Below are 11,006 nucleotides of genomic sequence, written 5' to 3' on the forward strand. Positions count from 1 at the left end.
TCTTCACCTGATAATTAGGGCAAGCAACGTCAAACGGATGGAGGGTAGTCAATGTTTACTCTGTGGCGAGGATTACGGTTTAGTTTCCATTGGTTTCTGGGGCTGGCAATCAGCTTGAGTATTGTGATTGGGGTGGGAGCACTACCGCAGTTCAGTGGAAGGGCGATCGCCGCTGTCCTCTCCCATTCAGAACCGCTAATAGAGATCAGCGTTCACCTGGGCAACTCCACCGAAGAACTAAAATTCGTCCCCGACCATCTAGAGTTCATTGCAGGCAGACGCTACAAGCTAGTACTAGATAACCCCAGTTCTCAAAAACATTACTTCACCGCTAAAGATTTTGCCGATGCCATCTGGACGCAAAAAGTAGAAGCAGGCAACGTTGAAGTCAAAGGCGCAATTCACGAACTCGAACTTAAGCCGGGGGCGATCGCCGAATGGGTCTTCGTGCCACTCAAATCAGGCACCTACGAACTGCACTGCTCCATTGCCGGACACAGTGAAGCCGGAATGCGGGGCGTATTGACCGTAGCAGAACAGCAACCCGTCTGATTAGAATTCACAAAGAACGGACGAACCGTGCATCCCACTGATGTGAAGCGCGTCATGCTGCCTATCCTAGACCCTTGCGGAGGGGGACTGGGGGACGCGCTTCGTCCCCCAGTGGGGGTTTGGGGGCAAAGCCCTCAAAAAAGTCTGAAATCGAGAGACAATTGATAAAATTAAGACTTTGCTTGTATTATTTCCCGCAAATCCTAACTCTCCCGCTCTCACCCACCGAGTCTTCCATGAATTTCCTCACCAACCTTTTGCCTCAACCTGCGCCCGGACCTCGCATCAAGAAACAGCGTCGCGGCGTAGAAACTAAATCGGCAGCCGAAATTGAAACCATGCGTCAGGCAGCCAAAATCGTCGCCACCGTTCTCAAAGAAATCTCAGAACTCGTCGAACCCGGCATGACCACCGCCGACCTGGATGCCCATGCCGAAAAACGTATCCGGGAAATGGGTGCAACCCCTAGCTTCAAAGGCTATCACGGGTTTCCTGGCTCCATTTGCTCCAGCATCAACAACGAAGTCGTTCACGGCATTCCCAGCCGCAAAAAAGTAATTCGCCGAGGCGACGTACTAAAAGTAGATACAGGTGCCTACTACGAGGGCTTTCACGGTGATTCCTGCATCACGATCGCCGTTGGAGAGGTTACCCCAGCCGCCGCAAAACTTATCCAAGTTGCCGAAGAAGCCCTCTACAAAGGCATCGAGCAAGTCAAAGCCGGAAGTTATTTACTGGACGTTGCTGGAGCGATTCAAGATCACGTCGAGGCAAATGGCTTCAAAGTTGTTGAAGACTTCACCGGACATGGAGTTGGGCGCAACCTGCACGAAGAACCATCCGTGTTTAACTTCCGGACTCACGAAATGCCCAACGTCAAGCTTAAAGCAGGCATGACCCTGGCGATCGAACCGATTCTCAATGCTGGCTCGAAGCATACTCGGACATTGAGCGATCGCTGGACAGTCGTCACCGTCGATCGCTCCCTCTCAGCCCAGTTTGAACATACTGTCCTGGTTACTGCGGATGGATATGAGATTTTGACCGATCGCAGCCAACTTTAATCTTTACGCAAGGCTGAAATATCCCAGGCGCGATCGACCTCCTGAGTCAACTCGCGATCGTCGGACTGCAACAATTGCCCCAAATCCTTGGCAAGCTGACGCGATCGCGCCAACACCATCGTCTCATCTCCCTCAGCCGCTGCCATGTCGCGCAACGCCTCAACATCGTGAAACTTAAACGTGCGGGCCGCTCGATGCGCCTTATACGACCGAACCCCCAACAGCTTTAACGCCTCCACACCCATATCCAGCGCCGAGCTAAAGGTTTCTCGCTCAACCACCTCCACACCCCGACGAATTAGCTCATAGGCATGGCGACGGTCGATCGCCCGTGCCAGAATTTTTAGATGGGGAAAATGCTTGTGCGTCAGATCAACAATCTCCAAGGCTTTCTCAGGATCATCGATCGCCACCACCAGCAGCCGAGCCTGCTCTGCCCCTGCTGCATGGAGCAGATCAATCCGAGAGGCATCTCCATAAAACACCTTCCAGCCAAACCGCCGCAGCAAATCGATTTGGCTAGGGTCATGTTCGAGTAACGTTGGACGGCAGCCATTAGCAATCAGCAACCGTCCGACAATCTGCCCAAAACGACCAAATCCAAGAATGATCACTGGATTTTCGTTGTCGTCAATTTCGTCAGCTTCCCGTTCCACTTCCGCCGTAACAAACCTGGGCTGCACCAGTTTCTCATTGATGATCATGAGTAGTGGAGTGATCACCATTGATAGCGCCACAACTGCAACCAGCGGTTCTGAAACGTCTGGAGGCAGAACTCGGTTTTGTGTCGCAAATGAGAATAGGACAAAGGCAAACTCACCACCCTGTGCCAGAGCAAAGGCAAACAGCAAATTTTGGCTGATTTCAAGGCGAAAGATACGACCCAGCGCAAAGAGAACGGCGAACTTGGCGATCGCCAACCCCAGCACCATTCCCAGAATCAATAGCGGCTGCCGAAGGAGCAGATTAAAATCGATGCTGGCTCCGACCGAGATAAAAAATAGCCCTAACAGTAAGCCCTTAAACGGCTCAATGTCGGACTCCAGTTCATGACGGTACTCATTATCTGCCAGCACCACACCCGCCACAAATGTTCCCAGCGCTGGAGAAAGCCCGACCTGCTGCATTGCTAGGGCAATTCCAATCACCAGCAATAGAGCCATTGCGGTAAACATCTCTCGCAGCCGCGTATCAGCAATAAAGCGAAAGATTGGACGCATCAAAAATCGCCCACCGAGAATAATTCCAACTACTGTGCCAATCACCAGTAGCGCTTGCTGCCAGGCAGGTAAACCCGTTCCCTCTGCCGCCTCTGCCACAAAAATGACCTGATTTTGCGCGGTTGCAGTACCTTCCAAAGCCAGCAGCGGCATCAAAGCCAGCATGGGAATCACCGCAATGTCTTGAAATAGCAGCACTGAGAAGGAAGACTGCCCCCCATCCGTCTTGGCTAACCCTTTTTCGTTCAGAGTTTGCAGCACGATCGCCGTTGACGAAAGTGCAAGAGTCATGCCGATCGCCAGCGCTATCTGCCAGGGAAGTCCAAAAAGTAGGCTGATGCCTGCAAACACTATCGTTGTTACCAACACCTGCAGTCCGCCCAATCCCACAATCGGCACTCGCAAACGCCACAGCAGCTCAGGCTGTAGCTCCAAGCCGATTAGAAACAGCATCATCACCACGCCAAATTCAGCGAAGTGCATCACATCTTCGCCTTCATTGCCAACAAAGCCCAGCACAAATGGACCGATGATCACTCCTGCCAGTAAGTAGCCCAGTACAGAACCTAGTCCCAAGCGTTTGGCGATCGGCACCGACAGCACTGCCGCCACCAAGTAAATAAACGCCTGATAAAAGAGACTTTCATTAGACATGGTGAGACACCTCCTGGGACTTGAGAATTTGGTCGAGCCCGTGATTGATGTGCTTAAACTGGGGCAACTTCTCCCAATTCACTCGATCATCCCGCAATGCCGTAATCACCTGGTGATAGTCTTCAGTGTGTTTGACGAGTTGACCCTGTTCTTGAATCTGATGAGTTCCTTGAACCACAAAGGGCGGCAAATAGTCCATGCCACACAGGTGAGCCGTTTGCTCAAATGGCACCAGCAATTCTCGTACCGAAAAGCGATTGTATCCCTGACGGCAATAAGCCTGCTCTCCGCCCCCGGTTGTAATCGCCGAGAGAAACTTTTTACCGCGTAGTGCCGTTCCGCCTTTGCCGTAAGCAAAACCATGCTCCAGCACCAAATCTTGCCATTCTTTTAAGATGGCTGGGCTGCTGTACCAGTAAAAGGGATGGTGAAAAACAATAATGTCGTGAGCTAGAAGTAAGTCTTGCTCAACTTTTACGTTGATATGAAAGTCAGGATATTGCTCGTAAAGGTCATGAACAGTGACGGCATCTAACCCTCGAATCGCTTGAATTAAACGCCGATTTACTCGTGACTTTTCTAAGGCTGGGTGAGCAAACAAAATCAAAATCTGGTTAGGATTGCTCATGTTTTTGGGGAGGGATGAGGAGTGAAGGATGAAGGCTTATGACTTATATGGCATAGAGGATAAGCTAAATTATGCAGTTTTGCCTAGCTTACAGGTTAGAGAAAGCTTTAGAACTGATCGAATAGTGGTTTTTTGGGTAAGTTTCGGATGCAGGAAAATCCTACTCTTGAACTGAGATCCTGCACATTGGCTGACAAATTTTCTGATGTTAGGTTAGGTGGAGCAAAGCAGAACCCAACTCCTGTCTCGATTCTGTTGGGTTCCGCGATGCTTCACCCAACCTACGATATATCAATGGTTTTAGGAGTTTTGTCGGTCAACCAAGGCTCTAGTGCAACTTCTCCTGTCGCTAGCGCAAGATCTCAATTAAGCAAGATTTGAGAAAGATTTGAGAGATTTAACCATTTTCTAATCCTTTGACCGAAGTTTGACGGGGCATGAGTAGAAAAATTAAAACTGTGCCGATCGCCAGTCCGACTGCGTGCATCCAATAAGCAAAGCTGCCTGAGTTGATGCCTGTCTCAATATTGAAGGTGCTAACGCCATAAAAGATTTGTTGCACAAACCACCAGAACAGGTAAAACAGAGCAGGTAATTCAATGGGGATGAAGAGAATGATCAGTGGCACAATGGTTTCGATTTTTGCTCTGGGATAGCTCAAAAGATAGGCTCCCAGAACGCCTGCGATCGCCCCATTTGCCCCAACTAGCGGTGCGTTCAGCGTTGGCTCACTCCACACCTGAATCGCACTCGTCATCATGCCGCAGGCAAAGTAAAACAAGAGGAATTGCCCGTGCCCCAGACGCTCCTCTATGCGGCGACCAAAGACAAACAAAAACAGCAGATTTCCGATCAGGTGAGCAAAACCGCTGTGCAGAAATAGCCCCAGCACCATGCTGATGCAAATGAGAATGGCGGCAATCCAGCTTGCGTCCAGCATATCGGTCGCCATTTTGACGATCCGTGCCGGGACGACTCCCCAGGTATTGAGGAAATCTGCCAGTTCACCCGTATTTGCTAGATTTAGCTCAATCGCAAACAACGCCACATTCACCGCAACCAGCAGATAGGTAACTACCGGAGTTTTGCGGTTGGGCAGGTTGTCTGCGATCGGAATCATAGTGACTGCACAAAGGTCGCTAACCGTTCCATACCTTTTTTGATGCTGTTCATATCGGTGGCATAGGAGAGGCGAATATGATCATCTGCGCCAAAGGCAACGCCGGGAATGGCGGCAACCTGATGAGACTCTAGCAGGGCACTGCAAAAGTCAAGAGATTTCATTCCCGTTTTGCTGATGTTAATGAAGACGTAAAAGGCTCCGTCTGGTTTTGGACAGCTTAAGCCAGGAATCGTGTTGACTGCATCCAGGATGAACTGTCGCCGCTCGGCAAAGGCAGACATCATTTGCTGAACGCAGTCTTGGGAACCTTCGTAGGCAGCGATCGCCCCATACTGAGCGAAGGTACACACATTTGAGGTGCTGTGTCCTTGAATTGTAGTGACTGCCTGAATGATTGGCGGTGGTCCAGCCAGATAGCCAATTCGCCAGCCCGTCATCGCGTAGGTTTTGGCAAAGCCGCTGCTGGTAATGGTGCGCTCGTAGATTTCGGGTCCAGCCGCACCGATGCTGAGATGTGTGGCTCCGTCGTAGAGGATTTTTTCGTAAATCTCATCGGCGACGACCCAGAGATTTTTTTCAACCACGACATCGGCGATCGCCTGAATTTCATCAGGCGTGTATACCATTCCGGTCGGGTTGGATGGTGAGTTTAAAATCAGCAGTTTGGTTTTCGGCGTAACGGCTTGCCGAATTTGGTCAGCTGTAGCCCTCAAACCCGTTTCGGCGGTAGTCGGCAAAATCACCGGAGTGCCTTCTGCTAGCTTCACCATTTCGGGATAGCTGAGCCAGTAGGGAGCCGGGATCAACACCTCATCACCAGGGTCGATCAGCGCCAGCATCAGGTTAAACAAAGACTGTTTGCCGCCATTGGTGACAATGATGTTTTCTGCTCCGTAGCAGAGGCTATTGTCATTTTGTAGCTTTTGGGCGATCGCCTCTCGCAGCCTTGGCTCCCCTGCTGCCGGACCGTAGCGCGTCTTGCCTGCATCCAGGGCTGCCTTTGCTGCTGCCTTAATATGGTCTGGGGTATCAAAGTCGGGTTCGCCAGCACTAAAACTGCACACATCAATGCCATCCGCTTTCATTGCCTTTGCTTTAGCAGAAATTGCCAATGTCAAAGAAGGAGTGACCTGACTTACACGTGCGGCTAGTTTCATGGCAGTTTTAACCCGTGTGGATGAGATGCCCTGATCATTCACAAGGTTGGGCTTTTCACGCGGAAAATCAGCTTTGTGAATAGATTTTGGCTTAGTTCCAAGCTATCTTATCCCAATTTGAAAATAACGGATTATCAAAAAGTATTTTCTCAATCAACTCCATCAATAAATGTGAGATTTAACCAGCGTAGGATGGGCAAAGAGTGCGAATAGCGGCATCATTAGGGGCGAAGCATTCGGGCACAAGCTCTGGTTAATCCCAATCTCCCTGCCGAATGCTTCGCCCGTACACAAGGACGATGTCTCTGGGAAAGGATTCGGGAGGCGACTGGAAAGTTATCCATCATCCAGATGACGAATGACTTTACCTAAGTAAAGCAAAATTGCAATTCCCAGTAGGACACTCAAAGCGGAGACCATCCAGAAGGCTTGGGCAATCGAGCGAGTTTGATCCATTGCCCAGCCGCCTACTGTTGGTCCAATAAAGTATCCAACGGCCCAACACAATGAATTGATTGAGAGGTAAACGCCACGCAAAGATTCTGGCGCGAGATCGACGACAAGGGCGGAGGCAGATGGATTGTAAGCAGCGGTGGCGATCGCCATTACACTCAAGCCCAAAATTGCCCAGATTAAGTGAGCGGTTGAGGCAGTTCCGGTTATCCCAATGAGTAGGAAGCCAATCCCCCAAAGCAATGCAGAACAGGTTAACGCTTGCACACGACTAAACCGATTGAGGTAACGGGCAATTGGAAGTTGAGTCAGTGCCGCTAAGATGATATGCCAGGAAAATAAGGTGCTAATGGTGGACGTGGAAAAGCCGGATGCATCACTTCTCACGGGTACAAAGTTAGTGAAATAGAGCGGCATGGCACTGTTGATCTGAGCCAAATAAGTAGTGAATAGGATATTCACCAGAGCAAAGATGAGTAAGGTGCGATCGCGCAATGCTACTGCCCAACCTTTAAATAAGGAGCGATTGACTTGTTCAGTATCGACAGTTTCAGCGATCGCCCAATAAACAACACCAAAAAACACTAAAAATGAGATGCCATCAATTACAAAGAGGGAGCGATAGGCTCCCGTGAGTGCAATCAACGCGCCACCTAATACAACGCCCAAACCCAGCCCTACTGTATCCCCTAACCGCGTTAGGGCAAAGGCTTCATTCCGTTGATCAACACTCGTTAAATCTGCAACAACGGCTTCTGTTGCGGGCCAATATAACCCGATGCCTAACCCCATCAGTAAGTTGCCGATGAGAAATGTTGGAAAGTCGTAGGTGAGTGTCAGAAATATATCTGCCAAAGCTGAAACCGCTGCCGATAATAACAGGGTTTTTCTGCGTCCCCAGCTAGGTGAGTCGGCAAAGGAGCCACCCAAAATTCGCCCTAACACGCCTGAAATCGAGCCGCTGCCAATGCCGATGCCTACAATGGTTGCTGATAGCCCAACCTGGTTAACAAAGAAAATCGGCGCATAGAATAAAGTGAAACCATTTCCAATCTGAGAGAGGAGACGACCTGCAATCAAAATCCAAACGCGATGATCGAGTTGAGGCAGCCAGGCAAGCAGCTTTTGGCGAAAGGAGTTCATGGGCAGGCGATCTAGAAAACAGCAAAGAAGCACCCTTGCAGTGTATTGTGATCTCGTCAGCCTGGGCAGATTTTTGAGGCAACGTGAACAGTAGGGGGTTACTGTGGCAAAATTTTTGTTTGTGACGGATTTAGACAACACTTTGGTCGGCGATGATGACGCTCTAGAGCAGCTTAATCAGCAGCTTCTTCAGCATCGTGAAGAACATGGCACCGTGATTGTCTACGCAACGGGGCGATCGCTCCCTCTATTTAAGGAATTGCGCTCTGAAAGGACTTTAATTGAACCTGATCTGCTAGTGCTAGCAGTGGGGACTGAAATTTATCGTCAGGATGGTGATACTCCCGATCCCACCTGGGCGAGCCAGCTTAATCACCGCTGGGATCGGGAAAAAGTCAGAGCGATCGCTGCTCAATTTAATGACCTGACCCCCCAGTCGCAATCGGAACAAGGCCCATTTAAGGCAAGCTATTTCCTGGAAGAAGCTGCGTCTAAGGAGGTGTTAGCCTGCCTGGAAGCTGAACTCAAAGATCAGGGATTAGACGCTCAGCTTGTCTATAGCAGCGGACATGATCTAGATATTCTGCCAAAACGGGCAAACAAAGGTGCAGCCGTTGCCTTCCTTCAGCAAAGCTTACAGATCCCGAAGGAAAGAACTGTTGTTTGCGGCGATTCGGGTAATGATTTGTCGATGTTTCAAGCAAACCACTCACGCGGCATCATCGTTGGCAATGCTCAGCCAGAATTGCTCAACTGGCATCACGAAAACCCATCGGGCGATCGCTATCTGGCACAGTCTCACTGTGCAGGTGGTATTCTAGAGGGCTTGAAGCATTTTGGTTTCATTAGCTAAATGTTTTGGCTAAAACCTGCCCCGTCTTCTGCTCCTTGAATGATCAGTTACCTTAAAGGCACCCTCGCCGCAATTCAGAAAATTGGCAACAATCGGGTTATCCTCACGCTCGAAGTCAACCAGATTGGCTACGAGCTACAGGTACTCCCGCGCATGACCCAGGAGCTTCCGGTTGGCGAAGTGGTGCAGGTTTTCACTCACTTACAGGTGCGAGAAGACCAGATGGTGCTGTTTGGCTTTGCGTCAATGGCAGAACGCGACCTGTTTCGTCAACTGGTTAGCGTCAGCGGCGTAGGCCCTCAACTGGCAGTTGCCCTGTTAGATACTCTGGGACTGCAAGATCTGGTGCAGGCAATTGTCAGCAGCAATACTCGCCTGCTGTCTCGCACTCCCGGAGTCGGCACGAAAACCGCTGAGCGAATTGCCCTGGAACTTAAAGCAAAGCTGTCAGACTGGCGGCTTCAGTCGGGCTTAACCACTCTGCCCGATGCCACTCCCGCAACCACCATTCAAGAAGATGTGGAAATGACACTGCTAGCCCTGGGCTACACCACCAGCGAAATCACGCAGGCATTGCGGGCAGTTGGACAAAAGACCGCATTATCTAAGAATGCCGATGCAGAAGATTGGATTCGAGAAGCGATCGCCTGGTTAAGTCGTTAGTTATCTTTTCAAATAGGCTTGCAGAGAAGCCCGACTCGACGCAGGCTTTGAATTTGTAAATCAGGCTTCCGGACTCAAAAACAGGTTTTAAACTCGTAAACCTGATTTCAAACTTGAAAACCTAATTTCAAACTCGTAAACCTTGTTTTGAACTTTAAAAACCTAATTTCAAACTTGAAAACCTTGTTTTGAACTTTAAAGATCAGGTTTTAAACTTGAAAACCTGTTTTTGTTTACAATTTCCAGAAAAAATACTGGCGTGAGGGGCGATCGCCCACTGTGTTTCCTCAAAAACTCTGTAGCTTATCACCTTGACGAAATACCGTTCGCTCAGATATGCTCTCACGTTAAGGTTGTCTTTTTTATTCACGGCAACCCGACTACACCCAAAAATCTAGCGCCGCTCAAAGCTGTTCCCGCAGCAGTGAGCGACTAACCCCCAAACTGAGGTACCAGTCTGGCGGCTAATGGTGAATTTTAACACTCCCTTAGCCACCCCGACTTGTCGTGTCAAAAAAAGCGGGGTGGCTAGGTTTTTGGGGTTTCCTCAAAAACCATAAGGAGTTACAACTCATGTCTCAATGTTTTTTGGAATCTCCCAACGTACCCACCGTTGAGAGAGAAGTCTCTGCACTTCAGAATAGTGAGCGCGATCGCATCCGAGTTCTTATCATTAGCTCTCGTGATGGTGTCATTGAAACCATTCACGACTTATATCATCGCGGCTTTGCCGAAGTGAGTGCGTGGAGTCCGCTTTTACCTGCACCCAGTTCTGGTGAAGTGATGAGTATTTTGACACGCGATCGGAGAAAAGGAGAGTAAGAGAAAAGAGGGAAGGGAGGGGCGATCGCACAAAGTTGATGAATATTGTTGCACTGCTAGATGAGTGCGATCACCTCTATTGGTTAAAAAGTCGGTACGTACTGAGGTTGGTTTAGCACAAATCGTATCTGCCCCAATCTAATTTGAAGATATTACAGATGTGTGTAAGGGCGCGTTGCGATCTGCCCTTACACAGAGTTGATGTGCTGCCAAGTCTAGTTAAGCTGGTATAAGAATATACGGAACAATTCAGGCTATTCAGCCTAAGCAACGTCTTAAGCAGAAAGAACTCGGGCTAAGCACCTAATTTGAGGTCTTATGCTGAATCACTCTGCCTATCCACCCCCTTAAGGATCTTAGGCAGAAACTTTCTGTCTAATAATAGTTAGCCTGCTTCGTTTCTGGGTTGAGACGGTACAGCAAGGTTATCTATGGGATAGCAAGCAGCATATTTACTTCATAAATAAAGCAAATATGCCAGCTACAGCACTTGCAAAACTAATTACGCCTACAACTGAACTTATCACTGGGTTTTCTTTGATCAGTTCAACAAAGGCTGTAAGGGGCTTGCAAATAAATAGAATCCCAGTCAATTTAGTAGGCATGGAGCAGGGAGTACGTTTCTTTGCTCAAAACCACTAGAGCAGGAAATTCTCCAATCATGCTGACTGACA

At 49.3% G+C, this 11,006-nt stretch carries 11 protein-coding genes; 6 read left to right on the top strand and 5 right to left on the bottom strand.

Annotation, left to right across the window (positions count from 1 at the left end):
* Positions 1–51: 51 nt before the first annotated feature.
* Together H6F93_RS23545 and map are read left to right on the top strand one after the other, a co-directional pair.
* A complete protein-coding gene (locus H6F93_RS23545; protein ID WP_190686147.1) occupies positions 52–552 on the top strand; it encodes a cupredoxin domain-containing protein in 501 nt (166 codons plus the stop codon).
* A 236-nt stretch (positions 553–788) separates the two neighbouring features.
* Positions 789–1,616, top strand: a complete 828-nt coding sequence (gene map, locus H6F93_RS23550) for a type I methionyl aminopeptidase (protein ID WP_190686150.1) — start codon at positions 789–791, stop codon at positions 1,614–1,616.
* On the opposite strand, the gene kefC is transcribed toward map, so the two are convergent.
* The 5 genes from kefC to H6F93_RS23575 all read right to left on the bottom strand — a co-directional run bounded on the left by kefC (position 1,613) and on the right by H6F93_RS23575 (position 7,994).
* Positions 1,613–3,490: a glutathione-regulated potassium-efflux system protein KefC gene (kefC, locus tag H6F93_RS23555; RefSeq protein ID WP_190642722.1), complete on the bottom strand. Its 1,878-nt coding sequence runs from the start codon at positions 3,488–3,490 to the stop codon at positions 1,613–1,615. The genes map and kefC overlap by 4 nt on opposite strands.
* A complete protein-coding gene (kefF, locus tag H6F93_RS23560) occupies positions 3,483–4,118 on the bottom strand; it encodes a glutathione-regulated potassium-efflux system oxidoreductase KefF (protein WP_190686155.1) in 636 nt (211 codons plus the stop codon). The genes kefC and kefF overlap by 8 nt, the downstream gene beginning before the upstream one ends.
* A 397-nt stretch (positions 4,119–4,515) precedes the next feature.
* Positions 4,516–5,238 carry a rhomboid family intramembrane serine protease gene (locus H6F93_RS23565; RefSeq protein ID WP_190686158.1) on the bottom strand — a complete coding sequence of 241 codons (723 nt, stop codon included), beginning with the start codon at positions 5,236–5,238 and terminating at the stop codon, positions 4,516–4,518.
* On the bottom strand, positions 5,235–6,398 hold the full coding sequence (locus tag H6F93_RS23570; RefSeq protein WP_190686161.1) for a pyridoxal phosphate-dependent aminotransferase: 1,164 nt from the start codon (positions 6,396–6,398) through the stop codon (positions 5,235–5,237). The genes H6F93_RS23565 and H6F93_RS23570 overlap by 4 nt, the downstream gene beginning before the upstream one ends.
* 336 nt (positions 6,399–6,734) lie before the next feature.
* A complete protein-coding gene (locus H6F93_RS23575) occupies positions 6,735–7,994 on the bottom strand; it encodes an MFS transporter (protein ID WP_190686164.1) in 1,260 nt (419 codons plus the stop codon).
* Positions 7,995–8,097: 103 nt separating this feature from the next.
* Here H6F93_RS23575 and H6F93_RS23580 point away from each other — a divergent pair, with 103 nt between their 5' ends.
* The 4 genes from H6F93_RS23580 (at position 8,098) to H6F93_RS23595 (ending at position 10,332) form a co-directional block, all read left to right on the top strand.
* Positions 8,098–8,847, top strand: a complete 750-nt coding sequence (locus H6F93_RS23580) for a sucrose-phosphate phosphatase (protein WP_190686167.1) — start codon at positions 8,098–8,100, stop codon at positions 8,845–8,847.
* Positions 8,848–8,886: 39 nt separating this feature from the next.
* Complete coding sequence (ruvA, locus tag H6F93_RS23585) at positions 8,887–9,510, top strand: Holliday junction branch migration protein RuvA (protein WP_190686170.1); 624 nt, start codon at positions 8,887–8,889, stop codon at positions 9,508–9,510.
* Positions 9,511–9,739: 229 nt separating this feature from the next.
* Positions 9,740–9,946, top strand: coding sequence for a hypothetical protein (locus H6F93_RS23590; protein WP_190686173.1), 207 nt, complete (start codon positions 9,740–9,742; stop codon positions 9,944–9,946).
* Positions 9,947–10,083: 137 nt separating this feature from the next.
* A complete protein-coding gene (locus H6F93_RS23595; RefSeq protein ID WP_190686176.1) occupies positions 10,084–10,332 on the top strand; it encodes a hypothetical protein in 249 nt (82 codons plus the stop codon).
* Positions 10,333–11,006 lie beyond the last annotated feature (674 nt).

This window comes from Leptolyngbya sp. FACHB-671, assembly GCF_014695745.1.
GTDB lineage: Bacteria > Cyanobacteriota > Cyanobacteriia > Elainellales > Elainellaceae > JAAUTN01.